This window comes from Mycolicibacterium peregrinum (assembly GCF_001665625.1).
Taxonomy (GTDB): domain Bacteria; phylum Actinomycetota; class Actinomycetes; order Mycobacteriales; family Mycobacteriaceae; genus Mycobacterium; species Mycobacterium peregrinum_B.
Window position 1 is genome coordinate 183,347 of the sequence record NZ_LZSY01000118.1, and the last position, 19,882, is coordinate 203,228.

Consider the following 19,882-nt stretch of genomic DNA (forward strand, 5'->3'; position numbering starts at 1 on the left):
TATCGAGTCGTACGGAGGCCTGTTTTGCACGACTGTCAGAATCGTTTCATGACATCTGGCGGACAACTGACCACGATCGCGCTCTTCAACCACAAGGGCGGTGTCAGCAAGACAACCACCAGTTTCAACCTCGGCTGGAAGCTCGCCGAACAGGGCCACACTGTCGTGCTCGTAGACGCTGACCCGCAGTGCAACCTGACAGGCATGGTGACTGGTTTCACGGAACTTTCGGACCTCGAGGCAATTGTTGACCGCGGCACCATCTATACAGGCTTGGCACCAGCGTTCGAAGCCCAACCTCGTGAAGTGAGCGCCGTTCCGCTGCTAAGCGTTGAGACCAGGCAAGGACTCCACCTTCTGCCCGGTGATATCCGCCTTGCTGAATACGAGAACACGCTGGGCATCGCACAGGAACTCAGCGGGTCCATCCAGGCGCTCAAGAATCTTCCGGGCAGCCTGTCGTTCTTGATAAAGAGGACCGCCGCCTCGGTCGAAGCCGATTACGTGATTATTGACCTGAGTCCTGGGCTCGGCCCGATAAATCAAAATCTTGTGTCCACGTCTGATTACGTGATCCTGCCAACAGCTCCGGACTTCTTCTCAGTAATGGCCATCGACTCGATATCCAGGGTGCTGCCCCGTTGGAAACGGTGGGCGGAGCAAGCGTTCACGATGCCGATACTCAGCAGTGCCGCCTATCCCTTTCCTGAGCCGGGGATGAGGGTGCTCGGTACGGTTGTGCAGAAGTACCGCCCCAGGGGCGGGCAGCCAGCCGCTGCCTTCCAGAAGTGGATTGACGAGATCAACGACGCGGTGAAAAGTCGTCTCGTGCCGGCGCTGAAGGACGGCGGACTATTGCTCTCCGAAACCCAGTACGCTGCCGGCGGCGTATCCATGGACGACCTCTGTCTGGCTCAGATTGCCGAGTTCAACAGCCTCATCGCGAAGTCCCAGGAGAACTGCACCCCAGTGTTCGCACTGACGGAGGCACAGCTAGGGGGAACCGGTTCTGTGCTCGATAACTGGACTGAGTCGCGCGACGCGTTCAACCAGCAGTTCACCGACCTCACCAACAAGATCACCGCGATGATCGAGTCCGACTGACCCTTACCGCACATGCCGAAACGTGAACTCGACCTGTTCGAGCGAAGCCTCTCCAGGGCGCGGGACATGATGGGTCTAGCGTCTTCGCTGGCCAGCACTACGTCGGGGGCGATGGACCTGTCCGACGTCCATCGTGCAGCGTTCGTTCAAGGGGTGAGCGCGTTCGACACCTTCGTCCATGAAGAAATCCGCGTGCGGATCCTGGGCATATTTGCGTCGGCCTCTCCAATGCCCAAGGCGTTGCAGAAGTTCAAAGTGTCGCTGGCATCGGCGCAAATCGCCGCGACTGGCTCCGGGCTCGGCTGGCTGGAGACCGAGATACGTGAACAGCATTCCTTGCTCAGCTTTCAAAAGCCGGACAAGGTCGCTGACGCGGTACGTCTAATCAGCGATGTTCAGCTGTGGAAATCGCTCGCCGACCATCTGGGCCAGGGACCGTTGGGTGGGGACACTGGCGATCAAATCCTTAAGCGCCGATTGACGCTGATAGCGGACCGGAGGAACACAATCGTGCACCAGTCCGACCTGGACCCAACGCCGCCTGGAGACGAACCTTACCCAATGACGCGCGCCACGGTTGAAGATGCCCTTATGTTCCTAGACCAGGTCGCACGAGGCATCCAAGCGGTTACTTGAACTGGGGGACATTGCGCTACTGCCGAACGCCAGGGCGCTTCCGCTCAGCAAAGAGCAGTGCTTGACGCCTCAGTGATCTAATTCGAACACGGCGGCCAGCAGCTTCGCGTCAGCATCCGATAGCCCTCCAAAATCCAGCATTCCAGTCGCATCTTTAGGCAAGAATTTTGCAGCGGCGAACTCCATTTTGTAACGGAGTGCCAACCAAGATGCGTCGCCGCTGCCATTGGCTTTTAGTCGGTCCGATGCAATCTCGACTCGACGAGGGAAGTCGGTTACTAGAACGTATTGCTCGCCCCTTGGGGGGATGAGATTTCTGAAATCGATGGCCAGAAAACTGGTGCTCTCCAACCGACTCGTCGAGAAGTCACAGCCTTTCAACTTATTTTCGCCGAGTCCAGCTGGACCCTTGCTGTCGAAACGCCGCCCGTCAAAGAATACTTCGCTGATCTCTGCGTCTCGAAAGTCGCAGTTCTCGAATACCGCCGTAAGTGTCCGTGTGTTGCTCCATCGAGTCCCGGCAAATATGCAATTGGCAAATCGTCCTTGGTCGGTATTAATGTCGCGCAGGTCGGCTCCAGTGAAATCGCACCCTGCGTAGACGCCGCCCGCATTTTTCTTGCTTTCTTGCGCACCTAATGAGGCTTCACGCATCGACGCGTTTCGGAAAAAACAGTCAATAAACGTTGCTGAGTATGTTCGCAACGAAGGAAGGGTTGAGGCGTTGAAAACGCAGTTGGTAAACGAGCTTCTGACCACTCGCCACTCAGGCAGTACCGCGTGGCTTAGATCAACGTCCCTGATCGTCAAGTTGTTGAACTCATAGACTTTCGAAATTCGATCTACATTCTCGTTGACTCGGGACCGCTCGGGTTCGTCGATGGTGAGTCCGCGTAGATCCACTCGACCTTCATGCGTTCCGTGGGGCGACGTTGGTCGCCCACGTAACAACGAATCAACTACGAATGCCCGTGATTCCTCATTCCACCGAGATTGCAGCTCGTTGCTACTTTGGGGGGACATACGTCACTCCTCCTGGGGTGTCCCAGATTATTCCACCGCCCGGGCCACCGTGTGAAGATTCGTACTTCGCATGTGCGGCCCATTGCTTCATTGTAGTGAGATCGTACCAAGGCGCTTGGCCTGGTTTGGGTGCTGTGTTGACGAAATCTGGACCATATTTGAAAAGTCCGGTGGACGTTAGGTCCTTGAGGGACAAGTCTGCGTCGACCAGTTTCTTGACCTGAGTGTCAAGAACGCTTCCTTTGAAGGCATTGTAGAGATTGGGGTTCTTTTTGAGGGCATCAATTTGCCCTCTACTGAAACCGATAGTGCCGTTATCGAAATCGTCTAGTGCTTGCTTTGTGTATTTGACAAGGGCGTCTACATTGCGGTCGGCGTTAGTGCGAGTGACGAGCGCAGCGACCGCGCTTTTAACCTTCTCGACGACCTTGGCGATGGCTTCTGCTGCGGCTTTTGCGACGCGTGCGGCACCTCGTGCGAGTTCGATGAGTTTTTCGATAATTCGAGCGCAGCGTTGCGCAATGACTGCTGCGCGGGCAGCGAGGAGCGCGTTGCCCCATATTTCGCCGCCGATTTCGAAGAGTATGGCGCACACGACTTCACCCACGACGAACTCGGCGGCAAACTGCGCCAGTTCGTCAATCAACTGTTGGTGTGCGTCTTTAATGGCTTGCGCGAGGTTGTTGCAGCTGGTGGCCATGTTGAAGCAAGCCCCGGATGCGTCGTCAAACTTACTTTTGAGGTCAGCGAGGTGTTGGGTAGCGGCGGGAACCTCGGGCGACACCTGCCCGCTCAGGCCCGACTTCGCCTGGTCGAGGGGGCCAGCCCCGGTTCTGATGGCGTTCCCGGCGTCGGTCCACGCTTGCGCGGCTGACTCGAGCTTCTCGGGGCTGCCGTTGGGCCAGACGTAGCCCACCATGTCCTGGATGAAATTCCATGCCGTTGCGATGGCCCCGGTTGGTTCGCTCCCGCCGCCCCCATAGGCAGATGGAATGCTCGGTACTGCTGTCGTGGTGGCGGTGGGAATCGGCACCGACGGCGGGGGTGTCGATCCATCGGCGGAAGCGCGGTTCGCGGCAGCATGGTTATCGCCGCTAACCTTGATGAGGTCTGCGGCGTTGTGCGACATATCTCCCAGCCCCGCAAGCATCGTCGCGAGATCCTTGGCGGCCTGGTCGTAACCGCCGCTGAACTCCTCACCGGTGTTGTCTGAACCAGCCATACCGCCTGACGCCGAAAGGCTGCTGCTGAGTCCGCTGAGTGCCCCGACAAGTTGCTGGGCGCTGAACCTGGTCGAGGCTGACGCGGAGAAATACACCTGCGGATCCACATCAACCATCGCTGGCCCTCCCCCCACAGACCCCTACACTGGCAGTTGCTAGGCAGCAGCCTAAGCCACAACCGGCTACAGTACCGGCACCAAGTTTCAAGGGAGGGCGGGGTGGCAGCAGATAACGGCGGGTCGGGGGATGTGCTCGGTATCCGGGTCCCGGAAGTCATCACCTCCGCGCAGGGAATTGACGACGTCAACTCCGACATCAAGACCGCATTTGAAGCTCTCAAAACCGAAGGCGGCGAGGTGATCGAGGGTTCCTGGACAGGGACAGCCGCTGCCAAGCTCGACGATGGCTGGCAACAATGGCAACAAGGCGTCCACAAGATTGTCGTCGCCCTCGAACAGGCGACCGGCCTCGTCGTCGAATCCGCCAACAGGTTTCAGACCCAGGATCAGGGGGGCATGTAGATGGGCACCGGCAGCGACGACGCCTACACAGTTGACCTGGACGCACTTGATTCTTTGATCGACCACATGGCTCGGTTCACTAGGGCGACCGACACCAACGTGGACAACATCGAAGCGTTCGTCGCCTCAATGCCTTGGCAAGGTGCTACAGAACAGGCGCACAAACATTGGCAAGCGCAGTGGCGGTCCGGGGTTGAAGATTTGCAGGACGGGTTGCGCAAAATCCGCGAGGGCGCCAAGACCGCCCACGAGAACTACAGCAGCGCGATAAAAGCCAACCTCAAAATGTGGGAGCAATAGCCACCCAACATCTGCCTATCTGCGGTTGCGGCCGAACGGATCGGAGGCCGGATCCCATTCTGGCTCTTCCCAATCGGGTCCCAAATTCTGTTCCTGACGTTCCCGTTCTGCGCGGGGCTTCGGAGCCCGAAGGGTTGTGCTCAACTTGCCGAAGTCGCGGTCAAGCAATTCGAACATGTCGGCGAGCTGCGGATTAGCGTCGGTAACCTGCTTGATCCGTTCACGGACCTGGGATACCGCCGATTCGCACGCTTCGACATACGCCTGCTCGATCCACGCTGCTAATCGGTCCGATCGGAGCTCAGAAGCCTTGGGCTCCAACTGCAACCGCACCAGTCGGCCCTGCGGTGAGACCGTTACTTGACCTACGCCGCCGGACATCGCACTTACGCCAACTCGTGCCGTTCCCGAAATCTCAGTGACCGCTTCGGCCAGCCAGTCACCTACGCGGCGAGCCGCGTTTGGATCCACTGCCGCTTCGAAATCCATGCTCTCACGCTACAGCTACACCCTCAGTGCCGCAGATGAGTTCAGTGCACGAGCGAGTTGGCAGGCAAACGTCGGGCCGTCGTTGACGAGCGCGAAGCCGCCAGCCAGTCCGCCTTGGTCGCAGAGCGCGCGTCGTCGGCGGACTCGGCGATGCTGCACGACGCCGGAATCGCGGTCGACCCGGGCGACAAGGCGGACTGCCGTACGCGGCACCACCGCGGTAGGGAAGCGGCTGGATGAATCGCCGTAGACCGCCTGACTGCGTGACCATCGCCGCACGATCCGACGAGCCGCCAGGTATGCATCCTGTGCGACCTCGACAACGGCGACAGCCTTCTTGAGTCCATACACGCCCCAGAACCGGCCAGGACCGTGACCGGGCTGCTGCCATAGTTCAGGAACGATGTGTTGATATTCTTTGTCGCCGTGCATGTTTGGCGATGAGTGCTTGGTGAAGTAGATGGCCAATCGTTTCGGATCGCACGCCCGCAGCCCGTTGCGCACGTCGATGGCGGTGCCGGCGAGTAGGTGTCGCGCCTTCTGCTCGGCGTCCGGATGGTCGACAACCTGTGCCCACGACTCGGATAACCACTGCGCGAAGCCTCGCCCCGAGCGGCCCGGTGACATTGGCGGCGCCATCCATAGGTGAACGTGTGGAGCGCCGCGCCGCTGGAACTCAAGCTTCCAGATGTAACGTGCGGGTTCGCCGTATTCACGTTGAAACCGTTTGCGCCACAACACCATGTGCCGTTTCACACTGGCCCCGTCGGGGGCGACGGCTTCCCAATCTCCGGGATAGGTCAGTGTGACCATCGCCGGGACGCGGTCAGACTCCACCAGTGGGCTGTAGTCGAGTTCCGCGAAAGTGCGGCACATCGCCGAGCGTGACTTTCGGGACCATTCGGTGATGACACCGCCAGTTCCGCTTTGGTCGTTTCCCGTAGGACTCCGTCGGGCCAAACGCCCGACGGCCTGATCACCGTGCCCTGTATCGCGTTCGAGGTCGCTTCTAACGTGATACTTCGCATCGTCAACGTCACGTTGGTGATGACCGACCGATCGTTCGGCGGTCTTCTCGGCCCGGACAGGATTGGTCCACCCGAGTCGGACGACACCGGGACCGATAAAGATGCGAAACCCTCCAGATTCGGGTTCGACACCGCGACGCCCAGGACCACATGCCCACGGTGCAGCGGACTCGAACAATGCCGCAGCTGCAGTGACCAACTTGGGGCTCGGGAATCGCAGCCCCAATGCGTCGGTCGCCCGCAGCTCGCCCGTCGCAGTCCCGTCGTCAACCGCGTCGCGGACACTTTTGGCACATATAACAAGCCCGCGGCTCGTCGGCGGGTTGACGCCCGGTGCCTCGGTTGACGTCCGGCAGACCGCTGTCGCTCTCCCGCCCTGCGGCCTGGCGGCCTCGGGCGCTCGCGACCTCCCGTCAACCGAGGCGCCAGCGGAACTGTCCCCGAATGACGGGCAGGAGCGTTCGAGTGTCGTGCCGGCCGGCGATGGTGTCGACCCGGTGGCTGGTGATGCGATTCTGGGCATCGGCTACCTGCTCCCCGGAACCTCCGAAGCTGCCCACAACGTGAGCGGCAGCGCGAAAGCTCCTGGACGGGAGTGCAAGCACCGTGTCCGGTTTATGTCCGTTCGTCGGACGGCCTCGGTACGTCAGCACTGCTCAATGCGGCGCATACGACGCACAGAATCAAATAAACCGCAGGTCAGTGGCTATCCCGTCCGCCTGAAAAGCGGAAGGTCGCCGGTTCGATCCCGGCCCTGGCCACTGAGAGAACCCATCGGCGACGGTGGGTTTTTCTGCATTCTGGGGACGTTCCGGCATGAGCGCATATTGGTAGAGCCGCCGCCTATCGACGGGTCCGCAAGGGTGTGCCCGTGGCGGGCAACCAAGTTCCCGGGTCTTCACGTCAGCCGCGGCGCCAGTGCTCGGCTCCACACCTCTCGCGTGGCGATGCCGAGGAGCACCAGGAGGAACACGAGCAGCGGCGGAAGATCGAGCTGACCTCCGCCGAGGAACCCCGCTCGTTCATATAGCGCGGTGAGGATGATCGCCGCGCCGATTATCGGAGCGAGCACGGTCCCCGCACCTGACAGCCACCGCCGCCCGAGGACGGCTTCGACGAGCGCCGCGATCACGGTGACGGCCAAGGCTGCCACTGAGACGGTCACGATGATGTTCGCGCTGTAGAACGGGTCGGCCAAGGCCGACGGCGGCCGGTCGGTCAACGGTTCATAGGCGGTCCAGCCGTAGTCGGCTTGGCCCAGGCCGGAGCCGAAAATGGAATCGGCGCTGTAGTCGGCGTAGCGCCGCGGCATCCCGCCGCCCATCGTCAATCCCAGCTCCGACATCAGCCGAGCGACGACGAATATCCACCAGCTCACATGGCCGACGACCCTGGCAACACCCACACGGCGGAGTCTATCTACCCCACAACCGAAGTCGGTGGCGCAGCAAATAGACGGGCCGTGCCTTCGCGTCACCAGGCAAGCTGCAACGTGAAGAGCGAGAGCAGCGCGAACGGCGCAGAGGCCACGAGCACCAGCACGATCGGGATGATCGCGCGGCCGGTGACCACGGACACCCATGCACCCAGGGCGGCGACGATGCTCCCGACCGCAGCGGCTCGGACACCTGCCACGTCGGCCCCGGGCGGCACGACGCCATTCTCGAACTTCGACGCCATGTTCGTGTCGGAAAGCACGGTGAACGCCAGCACGTATGCGATGACCATCGCCACGATGCCGATCATCGACAGTGCAGGGTTGCGGCGCAGTTCGCGGCTCATGGCACCATCGTTGGCCAAACGGCCCGCGGCCGGATCAGTAGAACTACGTGGACACGTCAGTCGATGAGGCTCACGAGTGCGGGATCGGCGAACAGCGCCGTCGGGATCCCGAGAACCTGGTTGGGGCGGACTCGCAGCACGATCAGGGCACCGGCCGGGCGGACCGAGATGATGTTGCTGCGGCTGATGACCAGAGTGGACGCCGGGGTGTCGATACGGATTCGGGTTTCGTCACCGCCGGCGGCCCATCGCGAACCGGTACGCAGAACTCGCCGGTTCGGGATGTAGGCGCACACCAGACTCACCAAGACTGCGAACGCCGCGTACACCGCAGCTGCCCCCGCGAATATGACGGACCCGACGAGCCACCCGCTGCCGTTGACGACACACACCGCGGCGGCGATCGCCGCGACCACCGTCGTGAATGTCAGCAGCCGTTTCCACAGCGCGGGTTGCCGCAGAATCGAAAGCGTTGCCCGGCGCGCGTCGCCGGGCTGAGCGGTCCACTCCGTGGTGGCCTTGGGGATCTGATCCACGCTGCCGGTCACGACAGCAGTCTGGCACGGCGCGGGGACACCACCGGGCCGTAGCCTCGATGCATGGAGCACCGGATCTTCGGCACCGCCGTTGCCGCGGTGTACCCGCACTACCTGGCGAAGATGCAGCGCAAGGGCCGCACACAGGCCGAACTCGATGAGGCGATCTGCTGGCTGACCGGATTCGACGAGACGACGCTGCGGGGCCATCTCATTGACGAGACCTCGTTCTCGGAGTTCTTCGCCGATGCCTCTCTGAACCCGAACGCCTCGCTCATCACCGGCGTCGTGTGCGGGGTGAAGGTTCAGGAGATCGAGGACCCGCTGATGCGAAAGATCCGCTACCTCGACAAGCTCGTTGACGAGCTCGCTCGCGGCAAGCCGATGAACAAGGTGCTGCGCACGGCGTAGTCGGGATCCCCAAGCGGTGGACTACTCCCGCACCCGCTGTCACTGCGAGATCTCGTGATCCCGGTTTGGGCCGACCAGCTCGGCCCGAGGAGCGGCTTCGCTCTCGCCGTTCTTCGACCGCCGGCAAACCGTCACCGACTCGTCCAGGAGCTCCCCGCTTCGTATCTCAGCACCAGCAGCCGCCGAAGGACGAGGTGTGTTCGTCGGTCTCGATCGACTCCTCACGCACCACGGTGCTGCCGCCGCGCGGATCGAAGTGCAGCACCGAGCTCAGGGGGTCGTGCCGGATCCACACCGCCACCGACTGCGGATGCCGCGGGCGGGTCAGGTAGGAGACCAGCTCGATGTCACCGGGCTTCCCGAGGCTGCGGACATCGGACACCGCGGCCCGTATCCGCTGTCCCGACAGATCCGCCGCGGTGAACGCCAGTTCGCCCGCGTGCAGGTCGGCAATCGAGTCCATGTCCTCCACCTCGCCGTCGCGGATCCAGTACATGTGGAGCTGGCCGTCAGCGGCGACGGCCTCGACCGAGATCAGGTTGGAGGTCACGTCCACTCGCCGCATCGGCAGGTCACCGAGCTGTGCGCGCACCACGTCCAGTTCCGAGTCCAGCCGCTGCGACGAGAACAGATCCTCGCGCGCGACGCCGCCGAACATCTGGCTGATCCGGCCGGGTCCACCAACAGCGACCGCGACTCCCGCGGCGACGGCCAAGACAACCGCTACGACGATGGCCACGATGTACTTCACCCGGAGGTTTGGTCGGGGTGCACCCGGCTCGGCGCCCAGCATGCTCATGGGCGGATGTTGCCACAGCACTGTGACCCAAGGGCAGCGGCGGGGCCCAATTCATGTGCCGCAGTGCTCCACTGCGCGTCCTGCCAATGCGGCCAACGTCTTACCCCCCTCGTACCCTCTCCACCATGACCGACGGGTTCCTCGAGGAACTGGAAGCCCATACCGAAGTTCGTCTCGGATTGCCTGCCGCGAACGCGTTGGGGATGCTGCGTTCTCAGTGGGTGATCGTCGGGCAGGACCACGATGTCCTGCGCGCACTGATCGAGCAGCTCGGTAGGGACCCCGAGTACCTCGAGTTCGCGCGCAGGATCCTGACGCTCGCGGACTCGCGACTCGCTGCCATCCACGACGGCACCGAGCCGTTTGTCGCCGACAAGGCATTCACCGCGGACGACGCCAGGGTGATCGAGCGTGCCGCGCTCGTTGCGCTCAGTCTGGACGCAGACTGGGCAGAACCGATCCCTCGCATTCTCGGCCGAGCTGCCATCGCACCTGAGGCAGCAGCCAAGTCGGCTCCGTCCCAGGCGACAGCCTTCGCGCTTGCACGCGCCATCATGGCCGCGCCGACCCCAGAGAGCGTGGCGGGCCTCGCGGACACAACGCGCGACGTACGGCACGCCGGGATCAAGAAGAAGTTCACCAGATACACCAAGGAGGCTCGTCGAGCCATTGCCGGCCGCCCGGACGTCGCCTTGCGGCTACCGTTCGAAACCGCCCCAACCAAGGCTCAATTGACCACGTGGACCAAGTCGCTGGAGGCGGGGTGGCTCGCTTCCGCGTCGTGGTCGTATCCGACCTGGGTCGACGCTGCATTCGCTGTCCCGGTCGCGCCGATCAGCGCAAGCCTGGTGTGGCAGATCGTCGATGGGCTCGCATTCCTCGGCGAGCCAGGCGCTTTCGCCGACGCGGGCCGGCTGGTCGAAGGTCACGCGGTTCTGAACGTGCGGCAGCTGGCGGGCCTCTATCGCGCAGAGGGATGGACGTCCGGAGCCCAGGAATCGATCAGCCGACGAGTGGGCGCAGTAGGCGCGGAGATGTGGTTCGACGGCCCGGTGTACCCGGGTTCGGGGCTGGAGACCTGCAGTGCCGTAGGCCTGCGCGTAGGAGCACCGGGGATGGCCGCAGACGGTTCCGTCACGATCGCTGCCGAGGGATGCGACGACCTGCCCGCGGTGTCCGAGCTCATTCGATCGGCCGATCTGATCGTCAGTGCCTCAACCGTCGCGACCGAGGGGGAGTCCGAATTCGGCTGCGCCGCCCCGCAGTCACCCGCGGGAGTGCTCGCAACGCGACGCGTCATCCTGGAACACGTCCTGGCGGAGTTCGAGGCCGCCGAGCCGGTCCGAATCACCCAAAGGCACATCGAGGTAAACGGATTCAGAATCAGTCTCGCCACGGGGCGGGTCACGCGCGACGGGGACCATGTCGACATCACACCGAAGAAACGCCACGGGGTGTGGCAACCGGCCTCGGATCGACTGCTGACGACGATCGTGGGAACCGTCGCGGCCCTTCTGGATTAGAGCTACGGCTTGGGTGTCACCGCGGCGGCTCCCACGGCCACGTGCCTTCCCTGAGGCGCCAGCGGACGAACGTGATCGCGAACGCGATCGCCGAAAGCGCCAGCGCCACGATCTAATCCATGCCGAAGGACAGCAATGCGAGAAAGATCACGAGCGGCGCAACTACCAGCAGGACGAAGCGGGCCGCGCGAACACGTCGTTGGCGAACAGCTGCGAAATCTTCGGCCATGTCTGGAACCCTATGGGGCTGAACCTGGCCGCAGCTCACAATTTGTCGATTCCTAGATCTGCCAGTCGTTGGAGCCGTCGTAGCGGGTGTAGGTGCCGGTCGAGTTCTGAACGATGATGGGATCGCCCGGGCGGACGGTGTCGAAGAACCACTGCGCGTTCGACGGGCTGATGTTGATGCAGCCGTGACTGACGTTGCGCTTGCCTTGATCGGCCACAGACCACGGGGCGCTGTGGACGAAGTCGCCGCTGTCGTCGAACCGGACGGCCAGATCTACGTCCAGCTTGTATCCGTTCGGCGAGTTGACCGGAACACCGTAGGTCGACGAATCCATCACCACCGAGGGCAGCTTCTCCTGAACGTAGAAGGTGCCGTTCGGAGTCTGGTGGCCGCCCGATGCCATGCCCATCGACATCGGGATGGTTTTCTCCACGGCCCCGTTGCGGGTGACGGTCAGTTGGTGGGTGGCGTCGTTGGCCGTGGCCACCAGCGCGTCCCCGATGTTGAAGTTGGACACCGTGCCGCCGGCATCCACGGTGACCGTGGTGTGGGCGGGCCAGAAGCTCAGCGGACGCCACCGCAGCTGCGTGGGGGTGATCCAGTAGAACTTGCCGGGCACTTCCGGGACCGACGAGATGTGGATGGCGTTTTCGGTGGCACCGGCATCGTCGACGGGGCCTGGGAAGTTGATGATGACCGGCTGGGCCACACCGACGGTCGCGCCGTCGGCCGGCACGAGCCTCGGCGGCTCGAACGGAGCCGGATCTGCCTGCGCGGCACCGGCGCCCAACACCAATGCACAGCCCACCATCGAAGCCGCTCCGGCCGCCCTCAAGGCACCGAAAAGTCTTCCCCTCGTCCAGTCACTCATCTGACCATCGTGTCACGCTGCCCGGGCTGTCCGGTATTTCAGCGCCACACCGACCACCACCGGCGCCGCCGAGGGGCGGCACCCGAGTGCGCGTCGCGTTTGTGACGACACACCTCGCCTGCCGCGGTGACTGCCGCCGGATCGAAACCGGGCGGCACCGGACCGTCGGCCACCAAAGCCCGGACGAGGGCTTCCTGCCGCCGAGCCAGGCTTTCGCTCATGCCCACACCTTTCGTGCGCGGGAGGTGATCGGTGCGGCCCCCGCGGCCGTGGCGATCGCGTCCAGTTCGTCGAACAGCTCTGCCGCGGGTGGGTACCGCCCGTCACGCTCGAGCATGAACGGGGTGTCCACCCGCTCACGCAACGCGGTAACCAGGTCCAGCACCTCCGGTGGCGTCCGATCGGTGTGGGTGTCGTGATAGAAGTCGTCACCCTGCCGGCCACCTGCGACGTGGCTGTAGGCGACCCGCTCGATGGGGAGCCGGGCGAGCTCGCGTTGCGGGTCGAGGCCCCGATTCCGGGCATTGGCATAGACATTCGCCACGTCGAGCACCAGCAGCACATCGGTGCGTTCCACCAGCGCGGTGAGGAATTCCGACTCGCTGAGGTCCGATTCCGGCCACTCCACGAAGGACGCGATGTTCTCCACCGCCAGTGGTACGGGCAGCTGCGCGGAGGTGCGGGTGATGTTGTGCACCAATGCATCCAGTGCCTCGCGGGTGCGGGGCACCGGCAGTAGGTGCCCCGCCTCGATCCCGCCGGCCCGCACGAAGGCGATGTGCTCGCTGACCAATGGGGATCCCAATGCCTCCGCGCAGGCCGCCAATCGACGGATTCGGGCCGCCTGCACCGGTTCCGCACCGCCCAGGGACAGCGCGACCCCGTGTGGGATCACCGGAACCCCGGCGGCCGCGAGCCCGGCGAGCATCGGATCAGGCCGGGCCCGACGGCGCCGTATCGGCACCGTCTCGGCGATCACCTCACAGAAGCCCGGCGTGAGGTCGGCTAGTAGCCCGGCGATCTCGCGGCGCCACCCCAACCCCACGTCGCCCAGTGCCGGCACGGTGCGGGTCGCGGTGGTCATCCGCCGCACCCTCCGCAGCCGCCGCACCCACCACATCCGCTTCCACAACCACCGCCGCCGCCGTCGCCGCCGCAGGAGGCGCCACAGCCGCCACCGTCAGCGCCGCCGCCAGAGGAGTCCCCGGCCAGTTGCACGGAACTGGAGTAGTCGGAGTCCACCGCCCACAGTGCTCCGGTGCCGAACAATGCCACCGAAAGGGCCACCGCTGCCGGCCCATACGTTTCGTACGCCGGGCGCTCGGCCGGGTTGAGGTAGGCCAGGCGGCCCTGCTCGGCAGCCAACCGTTGCCGGCCGGCGCGCGTCAGCCGTCCCACCGTGAGCAGCCGGGGCAGCACCACGGCGCTGTAGAAGACCGTCGCCAGGATCAGCACCATCAACGGCACCACGTAGCTCGGCTGGTCTTCGGCATGGGTCGCGAGGTACACGCAGTAGCCGATGCCGATTGCCAGCACGAGAAACGACGGTGCCGCGCCCCACCGCATCCGGGTCCGCTCGGACCGGCTGCGGAGCAGACCACGTTCGGCCAGCTTTTCTTCCAGCGCGGCCAGGTCGGCATGGGAATCGGTGAACAGGCCCGGCACGGTGTGCCCCGGATCGGCCGCGACCCGCGCCAGCGTCTGTTCGGTGAACCGGTCGTCCTCCGGGCCGGCGGGTACCGCGCGGTCTACTCGTCCGTCGCCGGTGATCCGTCCACTGGCGCGAAGTCCGGCCAGGGCGGCGACCACCGGCGCGATGTCCGATCGCAGCAGTGCGAGCTCGGTCGGGCTGATCGGTTCCTGGGTTGCCGGTCGCCGCGGGGCAGTGGCGGCCCGCCAGAGCACCGCGAAGACCGCCGCTGCGACCAGTGCGGCCAAATACCATTTCGCATCTGCGTACGGGGCTGACGCGTAAAAATCAAGCACTTCGTGGATCGACATCACAGTCACCTCCTGGTGTTCGGTTCAGACCACCGTGCCGGGGCTGTGCCCGTTACCGGTCACAACTTTCAGTCGGATCGCTGTGGCGCACGCCCGGCTGAACCAGCCAGCGTGCACGGCGGGGGACAGGAGTTGGTGAGGGCTCATTGGCCGTTGAATGAGGAAAATCCGTTGCGTCAGCGCGTGTTCCGAAGCCCGTGATTTCGGGCGCGGAAGTGCCGGAACACCTGGAAAGTCACAGTAGGCACACTGCGCCTCACGGACCTTATCTGTAACATCGCCCTCAGAGGCATCGATAATCACGCGTGTCGCAATTTTTTCGGGGGTGAACCTGTGCGCCGAGGGTTGGCGGCAACTGTCCTGGCCGTGACGGTGGTGTTCGGCGGGCTGAGCGCGCCCGTCGCCCAGGCAGTCCCGCCGGTGGCCGGCAAGGACTTCACCAAGCCAGCCATCGTCATCCTGGGCTACGGGCTGAAGCCGGACGGGTCGATGCGCGCGATCCTGTATCACCGTGTGCTCACGGGGCTGGCGATCGCGCAGTCGTTCCCGCAATCGCCTGTCATCGTCACCGGCGGCAACCCGCAGAACGGTCAGACCGAGGCGGCGCAGATGCGCAATCTGCTTCTCATGCTGGGTTTCCCGGCCAACCGGATCATCGTCGAGGACAAGGCCAACAGCACCGTGCAGAACGCGCAGTTCTCGGTGCCGCTGGCCAAGAAGGCCGGGGCCACCGGGATCATCGTGGTGACCTCTTCGACTCATCAGGGCCGTGCGGATCAGAACTTCGCGGACGCCGGCGGCACTGTGCTGGCCACCGTGAGCTTCCCGGACGGAAACCCGTCGGTGAACATCGCGCAGTTCGTGCGCGACGTCCTGAGCCCGATAACGCCGATCGGCTGACCTGCGGAGTTACGCTGCCGGAATGGGTCGGATCGTCTTGGCCGTCGTCGCGCTGGTGGTGGTGTTCGCACCGCCTGCCGCCGCTGAACCGGCCGCGTTGGATCCGACCGGCAACCGTTCCGGGGGTCCCGTTCCGACGGTCAACGGGGTGCCGTGTGTGGGCGGCAATCTCGGGGTCTGTCTGAGCTTCCGGCAGAACCGACCACCGTCCGCCAGCCCGGGGGCGCGGTCCAGCGTCGGCCATAGCCCCACCGTGCGTCGTTGACCGGCACTACCATGGCAGCCCGAGATGAACAGTCCTACGACGTCGGTTGAGGCCGACAAGAGCGCGTTCCGGTCGCGGCTGCTCGATGCCATGATTCAGTCGGTCGTCGAGGACGGCTATCAGAACACCACGGTCGCCGACATCGTGCGGCGGGCCAAGACGTCGCGCCGCACGTTCTATGAGCACTTCGCCAGCCGTGAGGAGTGTTTCGTTGCGCTGTTGACGACGGTCAACACCAAGCATGTGCGGGAGATCGCCCGGGTGGTCGATCGTGATGCGCCGTGGCAGGCTCAGGTCCGCCAGGCGGTCGAGGCGTGGATCGGCTCGTATCAGGCCCACCCAGAGTTGATGCTGGCCTGGATTCGCGATCTGCCGACCATGGGGACCGCGGCGCGGACGCTGCAACGGGAGTCGATGGAGAATTTCGTCGCGATGGTGCAGGTGATGACCAGCTCTGAGGCGTTCCGAGCGGCCGGGGTGTCGATCTCTCGGCGCCGCACGATCATGATGATCGGCGGGTTGCGTGAGCTCACCGCGATGACCGTCGAGAGCGGCGGCGAGGTGGGCGAGATCATCGAGGACGCGGTGCAGGCCTGCACCGCGATGTTGACCCCGCTCAGCTGACGGTGACCTCGGCCTGCTGGTGGCGGCGCTGCCGTTCGATGGTGGCGAAGTAGAAGGCGAATGCGAACGCGAAGCTGGTGAACAGGCTCGCGACAAAGAACAGCCAGGGATGGCGGATGCCGCGTCGTAGCCCATCGATGATCGTAAACAGCGGCAGCAGAATGACATTCGCGATCGTGTAGTCGGCGCTGGCCGAGCCGGCGGCGGGGTTGGTGTACCCGAGTGCGATGAACTCGGCCCAACTTCCGGGCCCCCAGATCGGGTTGCCGCCGGGTACGGCGTACTGCGCGACGAACCGCATGTTGAAGTACCAGCAGATCGGGATCGATGCGAGGCCGACGACGTAGAAGGCCAGTTCGACGCGGGACAGCGCCGGCCCGGGCGGGCGGGCGAAGATCCCAGGATTGAGCCGGATGACGAGCGCGACGACGGCCACGCCCAGAATTGCATGAACGATGAGCGACACCATGGCGTGAGCACACTCGCGATCCGAAGTTTTGTCAATATTGACATTTCGAGTCGTCCGGCTACGGGTCGGCGATACGGTAATTTCACTGCCATGGCCAGGCCCGCGCAGACCGCGCGCAGTGAGCGCACGCGCGAGGCGCTGCGGCAGGCCGCGTTGGTGCGATTTCTCGCCCAAGGGGTCGAAGACACCTCGGCCGAACAGATCGCCGCGGACGCCGGGGTCTCCCTGCGCACGTTCTACCGGCATTTCACGTCCAAACACGACCTGCTGTTCGCGGACTACGATGCCGGTCTGCACTGGTTTCGCGCTGCGCTGGCCGAACGCCCCGCGTCGGAATCGGTCCTCGATTCGGTGCAGTCGGCCATCCTGGCGTTCCCCTACGACGTCGACGCGGTGACGAAAATCGCCAGCATGCGCGCAGTGGAACTCGACCCCGACCGGATCGTGCGCCACATTCGCCAGGTCGAATCGGACTTCGCCGACGCGGTCGCCGAACTGCTCGTTGCCCGTCGGGGCCAGGTCCCGCAGGGCGATGACCGGCTGCGGATCGTGGTGACGGCCCGATGCGTTGCGGCCTCGGTGTTCGGCGCCATGGAGTTGTGGATGGTGGGCAACGAGGCGGGGGAGCGATCGCTGCCCGAACTGGCGCGGATGTGCCGGACCGCGCTGGAAGCGTTGCGCTCCGGGCTGGATTGAGTCCGAGCTCGGTGCCGGTTCGTCCAATGTTTTGTCATTATTGACAAAACATCCGGATCGGTGCCAGCCTCAAGCGATGGCGGACTACGACGCGATCGTGATCGGCGCCGGGCACAACGGGTTGGCCGCGGCAGCTCTGTTGGCGCGGGCCGGAATGCGCACCCTGTGTCTGGAGGCCAAGCGGTATGCCGGCGGGATGGCCTCGACCGTGGAGCTTTTCGACGGCTACCGCTTCGAGATCGCCGGGTCGCTGCAGTTCCCGACCTCGGCCGTGGTCAGCGCCGAGTTGGGGCTGGACGCCTTGCCGACCGTGGACCTGGAGGTCATGTCGGTGTCACTGCGTGGAATCGGCGACCCGCCGGTGGTCTACTACGCCGACCCGATGAAGATGCTGGGTCACCTCGGTGAGGTTCACGGCGCCGACGCGGTGGCCGGCATGGCGGGCCTGATGGGCTGGAGCCTGGCACCCACCCGGGCGCTGGGCCGGTTCGACGCGGGTCGCCCGCCTCGCACGCTCGATGAGATGTACGCCTGCGCGGCAACAGAATCCGAGCGGGCAGCCATCGATGACCTGCTGTTCGGGTCGGTCAGCGACGTCCTGGACCGTTACCTGCCGGACAAGGACAAGCACGGGGCGCTACGCGGCATGCTGGCGTTTCTCGCGGTCAACACCACCTATCGCGGGCCGGAGACGCCGGGCAGCGCGGCCGCGCTGGCCTACGGCCTGGCGGTGCCTGACGAGAACGCCGTGCTGATGAAGAAGCTGGCCGGCGGAATCGGCGCTTTGACCGAACATCTGCACGCCCTGCTGACCGCCGCCGGGGGTGAGCTGCGGTTGCGCAGCAGCGTCGACCGGATATCGGTCGACGACGGACGGATCACAGGCGTGCGACTGGCCGACGGTACGACGGTCACCGCGCCCGTCGTGGTGTCCGCGATCGCCCCGGACACCACGGTGACCAAGCTGATCGACCCCGAGGCGCTGCCGGCCGAGGTGCGCGAGCGGTTCACCCGCATCGACCATCGTGGCAGCTATCTGCAGATGCATTTCGCCCTCGACGGAGCCCCCACCTTCGATGCTCCGTACGAGATGCTCAACGACCCTGAAATGCAGGCTGCCATCGGCCTTTTCAGCACCCCGGAGGAACTGCAGCAGCAGTGGCAGGACGCTCGACGCGGGATCGTGCCCGCCGATCCTGCCATCGCCTTCCAGATCCCGTCGGCCCACGATCCGACGCTGGCCCCGGCGGGCAAGCATGCCGCCTCGGCGTTCGCGCTGTGGTTCCCGGTCGAGGAGTCGGCATCCGGTTACGGCGAACTCAAGGATGAGATGGGGCGGCGGGTCATCGAGAAGATCACCCGGCTGGCACCGGATTTCGAGCGGCGGATCATTCGGCACACCACGTTCACACCTCGCCACATGGGCACCATGTTCGGCGCGCCGGGTGGCGACTACTGCCACGGCCTGATCCATCCGGAGCAGATGGGGCCCAATCGCCCCGGGCCCAAAGGGTATGTCGGTCAGCCGATTCCGATCGATGGTCTGTATCTGGCCAGCGCCGGGTGCCACGGCGGCCCTGGCATCACCTTCATCCCCGGCTACAACGCGGCCATGGCGGTGCTGGCCGGCTAGCGATTGCGGAGCTGTTCGGCCCAGTCCTTGGGCACCCGACCCTTGGGGCCCGGCACCGGCTGGTCCGTCGGATGATGCTGCGGCTGCGCGAGCTCGGGCCCGTCGTAGTACTGGTTGGTCTCGAAGTTCCAGAACCAGTCCTCGCCCGGCTCGAATGAGCGGATGATGGGGTGCCCGCTTTCACGCCAGTGCGCCGAGGCATGACGGGCCAGCGAATCATCGCAGCACCCGATATGGCCGCACGCCGCGCAGCGTCGCAGATGGACCCACCAGCCTCCATCGGCGGTGCACTCCGCACATCCGGGTCCGCTGGGGCGAGCGGTCGGATCGACCGGATTAGTCATATCGCTGAGCGTAGCCCCGGGTAATCTCGCCGCATGGCAACCAGCGATTCCCGTGAAGTAGTGATCGAGGCGACGCCCCAGGAGATCCTCGACGTCGTTGCCGATGTCGAGGCGACGCCGAGCTGGTCGCCGCAATATCAGCGTGCCGAGATCCTCGAGTCCTACGACGACGGTCGGCCCAAGCAGGTGAAGATGACGGTCAAGGCCGCCGGGCTGACCGACGAGCAGGTCATCGAATACACCTGGAGCGAGAACAAAGTCAGCTGGACGCTGGTGCGCGCAGGCCAGCTCAAGGCCCAGGACGCCAGCTACACCCTGACCCCCGATGGTGACAAGACCAAGGTGCGGTTCGACATCTCCATCGACCTGTCGGTGCCGCTGCCGGGCTTCATCCTCAAGCGGACCATGAAGGGCGGCGTGGAGACCGCCACCGAGGGCCTGCGCAAACAGGTGCTCAAGGTCAAGAAGGGCTAGC

Annotated in this window: 26 protein-coding genes and 1 tRNA gene; 13 read left to right on the forward strand and 14 right to left on the reverse strand. The window is 64.4% G+C overall.

Annotation, left to right across the window (positions count from 1 at the left end; all coding sequences use genetic code 11):
• The first annotated feature begins 48 nt into the window (after positions 1–48).
• The gene (locus A5779_RS19865; protein ID WP_064884835.1) at positions 49–1,104 is read left to right on the forward strand and encodes a ParA family protein; all 1,056 of its coding nucleotides are present in this window, start codon (positions 49–51) and stop codon (positions 1,102–1,104) included.
• A gap of 12 nt (positions 1,105–1,116) precedes the next feature.
• A complete protein-coding gene (locus A5779_RS19870) occupies positions 1,117–1,740 on the forward strand; it encodes a hypothetical protein (RefSeq protein WP_064884837.1) in 624 nt (207 codons plus the stop codon).
• A gap of 69 nt (positions 1,741–1,809) precedes the next feature.
• On the opposite strand, the gene A5779_RS33080 is transcribed toward A5779_RS19870, so the two are convergent.
• Entirely contained in the window at positions 1,810–2,643 is an 834-nt protein-coding gene (locus A5779_RS33080) for a pentapeptide repeat-containing protein (protein ID WP_165609805.1), read from the reverse strand.
• 103 nt (positions 2,644–2,746) lie between these two features.
• The gene (locus tag A5779_RS19880) at positions 2,747–4,102 is read right to left on the reverse strand and encodes a WXG100-like domain-containing protein (RefSeq protein WP_236734815.1); all 1,356 of its coding nucleotides are present in this window, start codon (positions 4,100–4,102) and stop codon (positions 2,747–2,749) included.
• A 102-nt stretch (positions 4,103–4,204) separates the two neighbouring features.
• Between A5779_RS19880 and A5779_RS19885 the strand changes: the two genes are divergently transcribed.
• Entirely contained in the window at positions 4,205–4,507 is a 303-nt protein-coding gene (locus A5779_RS19885) for a WXG100 family type VII secretion target (RefSeq protein WP_064884843.1), read from the forward strand.
• Positions 4,508–4,807 (forward strand): WXG100 family type VII secretion target, encoded by a 300-nt coding sequence (locus A5779_RS19890; protein ID WP_064884845.1) that lies wholly within the window; start codon positions 4,508–4,510, stop codon positions 4,805–4,807.
• A 15-nt stretch (positions 4,808–4,822) separates the two neighbouring features.
• Here the strand turns inward: A5779_RS19890 and A5779_RS19895 are convergent, their stop codons facing one another.
• Both A5779_RS19895 and A5779_RS19900 read right to left on the reverse strand, forming a co-directional pair.
• Positions 4,823–5,296 carry a hypothetical protein gene (locus A5779_RS19895; RefSeq protein ID WP_064884847.1) on the reverse strand — a complete coding sequence of 158 codons (474 nt, stop codon included), beginning with the start codon at positions 5,294–5,296 and terminating at the stop codon, positions 4,823–4,825.
• 15 nt (positions 5,297–5,311) lie between these two features.
• Positions 5,312–6,172: a rolling circle replication-associated protein gene (locus A5779_RS19900; protein WP_236734816.1), complete on the reverse strand. Its 861-nt coding sequence runs from the start codon at positions 6,170–6,172 to the stop codon at positions 5,312–5,314.
• An 848-nt stretch (positions 6,173–7,020) separates the two neighbouring features.
• On the opposite strand from A5779_RS19900, the gene A5779_RS34070 reads away from it, so the two are divergent.
• Positions 7,021–7,085: transfer RNA gene (locus A5779_RS34070), tRNA-Phe, on the forward strand.
• Positions 7,086–7,222: 137 nt separating this feature from the next.
• Here the strand turns inward: A5779_RS34070 and A5779_RS19905 are convergent.
• The 3 genes from A5779_RS19905 to A5779_RS19915 all read right to left on the reverse strand — a co-directional run bounded on the left by A5779_RS19905 (position 7,223) and on the right by A5779_RS19915 (position 8,654).
• Positions 7,223–7,729, reverse strand: a complete 507-nt coding sequence (locus tag A5779_RS19905; protein ID WP_236734817.1) for a hypothetical protein — start codon at positions 7,727–7,729, stop codon at positions 7,223–7,225.
• Between the two features lie 68 nt (positions 7,730–7,797).
• Complete coding sequence (locus A5779_RS19910; RefSeq protein WP_082941761.1) at positions 7,798–8,106, reverse strand: hypothetical protein; 309 nt, start codon at positions 8,104–8,106, stop codon at positions 7,798–7,800.
• A gap of 56 nt (positions 8,107–8,162) precedes the next feature.
• Positions 8,163–8,654 (reverse strand): hypothetical protein, encoded by a 492-nt coding sequence (locus tag A5779_RS19915; protein WP_064884853.1) that lies wholly within the window; start codon positions 8,652–8,654, stop codon positions 8,163–8,165.
• Between the two features lie 51 nt (positions 8,655–8,705).
• On the opposite strand from A5779_RS19915, the gene A5779_RS19920 reads away from it, so the two are divergent.
• Complete coding sequence (locus A5779_RS19920) at positions 8,706–9,053, forward strand: DUF2200 domain-containing protein (protein ID WP_064884855.1); 348 nt, start codon at positions 8,706–8,708, stop codon at positions 9,051–9,053.
• A 166-nt stretch (positions 9,054–9,219) separates the two neighbouring features.
• Here the strand turns inward: A5779_RS19920 and A5779_RS19925 are convergent, their stop codons facing one another.
• Positions 9,220–9,852 (reverse strand): hypothetical protein, encoded by a 633-nt coding sequence (locus A5779_RS19925; RefSeq protein WP_064884857.1) that lies wholly within the window; start codon positions 9,850–9,852, stop codon positions 9,220–9,222.
• A gap of 125 nt (positions 9,853–9,977) precedes the next feature.
• Between A5779_RS19925 and A5779_RS19930 the strand changes: the two genes are divergently transcribed.
• Positions 9,978–11,375, forward strand: coding sequence for a hypothetical protein (locus tag A5779_RS19930; protein WP_064884859.1), 1,398 nt, complete (start codon positions 9,978–9,980; stop codon positions 11,373–11,375).
• A 281-nt stretch (positions 11,376–11,656) separates the two neighbouring features.
• Here A5779_RS19930 and A5779_RS19935 read toward each other — a convergent pair whose 3' ends face one another.
• From A5779_RS19935 to A5779_RS19950, 4 genes are read right to left on the reverse strand one after another with little or no spacing between them, the layout of a single operon-like run.
• Positions 11,657–12,475: a L,D-transpeptidase gene (locus A5779_RS19935; protein WP_064884861.1), complete on the reverse strand. Its 819-nt coding sequence runs from the start codon at positions 12,473–12,475 to the stop codon at positions 11,657–11,659.
• Positions 12,476–12,513: 38 nt separating this feature from the next.
• Positions 12,514–12,696 (reverse strand): SCO6045 C-terminal-like domain-containing protein, encoded by a 183-nt coding sequence (locus A5779_RS19940; RefSeq protein ID WP_064884863.1) that lies wholly within the window; start codon positions 12,694–12,696, stop codon positions 12,514–12,516.
• Complete coding sequence (locus A5779_RS19945) at positions 12,693–13,559, reverse strand: MbnB/TglH/ChrH family RiPP precursor modification enzyme (RefSeq protein ID WP_064884942.1); 867 nt, start codon at positions 13,557–13,559, stop codon at positions 12,693–12,695. Before A5779_RS19945 ends, A5779_RS19940 begins: the two co-directional genes overlap by 4 nt.
• Positions 13,556–14,476, reverse strand: coding sequence for a TIGR04222 domain-containing membrane protein (locus A5779_RS19950; RefSeq protein ID WP_064884865.1), 921 nt, complete (start codon positions 14,474–14,476; stop codon positions 13,556–13,558). The genes A5779_RS19945 and A5779_RS19950 overlap by 4 nt, the downstream gene beginning before the upstream one ends.
• 333 nt (positions 14,477–14,809) lie before the next feature.
• Here A5779_RS19950 and A5779_RS19955 point away from each other — a divergent pair, with 333 nt between their 5' ends.
• From A5779_RS19955 to A5779_RS19965, 3 genes are read left to right on the forward strand one after another with little or no spacing between them, the layout of a single operon-like run.
• Positions 14,810–15,376, forward strand: coding sequence for a YdcF family protein (locus A5779_RS19955; protein WP_064884867.1), 567 nt, complete (start codon positions 14,810–14,812; stop codon positions 15,374–15,376).
• Positions 15,377–15,398: 22 nt separating this feature from the next.
• A complete protein-coding gene (locus A5779_RS19960; protein WP_064884869.1) occupies positions 15,399–15,641 on the forward strand; it encodes a hypothetical protein in 243 nt (80 codons plus the stop codon).
• Between the two features lie 24 nt (positions 15,642–15,665).
• Positions 15,666–16,265, forward strand: coding sequence for a TetR/AcrR family transcriptional regulator (locus tag A5779_RS19965; RefSeq protein WP_064884871.1), 600 nt, complete (start codon positions 15,666–15,668; stop codon positions 16,263–16,265).
• On the opposite strand, the gene A5779_RS19970 is transcribed toward A5779_RS19965, so the two are convergent.
• On the reverse strand, positions 16,258–16,734 hold the full coding sequence (locus A5779_RS19970) for a DUF2834 domain-containing protein (protein ID WP_064884873.1): 477 nt from the start codon (positions 16,732–16,734) through the stop codon (positions 16,258–16,260). The genes A5779_RS19965 and A5779_RS19970 overlap by 8 nt on opposite strands.
• Before the next feature lie 90 nt (positions 16,735–16,824).
• Between A5779_RS19970 and A5779_RS19975 the strand changes: the two genes are divergently transcribed.
• Together A5779_RS19975 and A5779_RS19980 are read left to right on the forward strand one after the other, a co-directional pair.
• Entirely contained in the window at positions 16,825–17,430 is a 606-nt protein-coding gene (locus A5779_RS19975) for a TetR/AcrR family transcriptional regulator (RefSeq protein ID WP_064884875.1), read from the forward strand.
• A gap of 76 nt (positions 17,431–17,506) precedes the next feature.
• Complete coding sequence (locus A5779_RS19980; protein WP_064884877.1) at positions 17,507–19,063, forward strand: phytoene desaturase family protein; 1,557 nt, start codon at positions 17,507–17,509, stop codon at positions 19,061–19,063.
• Here A5779_RS19980 and A5779_RS19985 read toward each other — a convergent pair.
• Positions 19,060–19,407, reverse strand: coding sequence for a UBP-type zinc finger domain-containing protein (locus A5779_RS19985; protein ID WP_064884879.1), 348 nt, complete (start codon positions 19,405–19,407; stop codon positions 19,060–19,062). The two genes, A5779_RS19980 and A5779_RS19985, sit on opposite strands and share 4 nt — an antisense overlap.
• Positions 19,408–19,440: 33 nt before the next feature.
• Here A5779_RS19985 and A5779_RS19990 point away from each other — a divergent pair, with 33 nt between their 5' ends.
• A complete protein-coding gene (locus tag A5779_RS19990; RefSeq protein ID WP_064884881.1) occupies positions 19,441–19,881 on the forward strand; it encodes an SRPBCC family protein in 441 nt (146 codons plus the stop codon).
• Position 19,882 lies beyond the last annotated feature (1 nt).

What these genes read in the sequence shown, in the direction of transcription:
- A5779_RS19925 (WP_064884857.1), bottom strand. Translation starts at nt 9,852, where the DNA reads ATGAGCATGCTGGGCGCCGAGCCGGGTGCACCCCGACCAAACCTCCGG.
- A5779_RS19940 (WP_064884863.1), bottom strand. Translation starts at nt 12,696, where the DNA reads ATGAGCGAAAGCCTGGCTCGGCGGCAGGAAGCCCTCGTCCGGGCTTTG.
- A5779_RS19880 (WP_236734815.1), bottom strand. Translation starts at nt 4,102, where the DNA reads ATGGTTGATGTGGATCCGCAGGTGTATTTCTCCGCGTCAGCCTCGACC.
- A5779_RS19865 (WP_064884835.1), top strand. Translation starts at nt 49, where the DNA reads ATGACATCTGGCGGACAACTGACCACGATCGCGCTCTTCAACCACAAG.
- A5779_RS19900 (WP_236734816.1), bottom strand. Translation starts at nt 6,172, where the DNA reads ATGTGCCGCACTTTCGCGGAACTCGACTACAGCCCACTGGTGGAGTCT.
- A5779_RS19975 (WP_064884875.1), top strand. Translation starts at nt 16,825, where the DNA reads ATGGCCAGGCCCGCGCAGACCGCGCGCAGTGAGCGCACGCGCGAGGCG.
- A5779_RS19980 (WP_064884877.1), top strand. Translation starts at nt 17,507, where the DNA reads ATGGCGGACTACGACGCGATCGTGATCGGCGCCGGGCACAACGGGTTG.
- A5779_RS19920 (WP_064884855.1), top strand. Translation starts at nt 8,706, where the DNA reads ATGGAGCACCGGATCTTCGGCACCGCCGTTGCCGCGGTGTACCCGCAC.
- A5779_RS19930 (WP_064884859.1), top strand. Translation starts at nt 9,978, where the DNA reads ATGACCGACGGGTTCCTCGAGGAACTGGAAGCCCATACCGAAGTTCGT.
- A5779_RS19945 (WP_064884942.1), bottom strand. Translation starts at nt 13,559, where the DNA reads ATGACCACCGCGACCCGCACCGTGCCGGCACTGGGCGACGTGGGGTTG.
- A5779_RS19870 (WP_064884837.1), top strand. Translation starts at nt 1,117, where the DNA reads ATGCCGAAACGTGAACTCGACCTGTTCGAGCGAAGCCTCTCCAGGGCG.
- A5779_RS19890 (WP_064884845.1), top strand. Translation starts at nt 4,508, where the DNA reads ATGGGCACCGGCAGCGACGACGCCTACACAGTTGACCTGGACGCACTT.
- A5779_RS19895 (WP_064884847.1), bottom strand. Translation starts at nt 5,296, where the DNA reads ATGGATTTCGAAGCGGCAGTGGATCCAAACGCGGCTCGCCGCGTAGGT.
- A5779_RS19970 (WP_064884873.1), bottom strand. Translation starts at nt 16,734, where the DNA reads ATGGTGTCGCTCATCGTTCATGCAATTCTGGGCGTGGCCGTCGTCGCG.
- A5779_RS19950 (WP_064884865.1), bottom strand. Translation starts at nt 14,476, where the DNA reads ATGTCGATCCACGAAGTGCTTGATTTTTACGCGTCAGCCCCGTACGCA.
- A5779_RS19990 (WP_064884881.1), top strand. Translation starts at nt 19,441, where the DNA reads ATGGCAACCAGCGATTCCCGTGAAGTAGTGATCGAGGCGACGCCCCAG.
- A5779_RS19960 (WP_064884869.1), top strand. Translation starts at nt 15,399, where the DNA reads ATGGGTCGGATCGTCTTGGCCGTCGTCGCGCTGGTGGTGGTGTTCGCA.
- A5779_RS19985 (WP_064884879.1), bottom strand. Translation starts at nt 19,407, where the DNA reads ATGACTAATCCGGTCGATCCGACCGCTCGCCCCAGCGGACCCGGATGT.
- A5779_RS19910 (WP_082941761.1), bottom strand. Translation starts at nt 8,106, where the DNA reads ATGAGCCGCGAACTGCGCCGCAACCCTGCACTGTCGATGATCGGCATC.
- A5779_RS19935 (WP_064884861.1), bottom strand. Translation starts at nt 12,475, where the DNA reads ATGAGTGACTGGACGAGGGGAAGACTTTTCGGTGCCTTGAGGGCGGCC.
- A5779_RS19965 (WP_064884871.1), top strand. Translation starts at nt 15,666, where the DNA reads ATGAACAGTCCTACGACGTCGGTTGAGGCCGACAAGAGCGCGTTCCGG.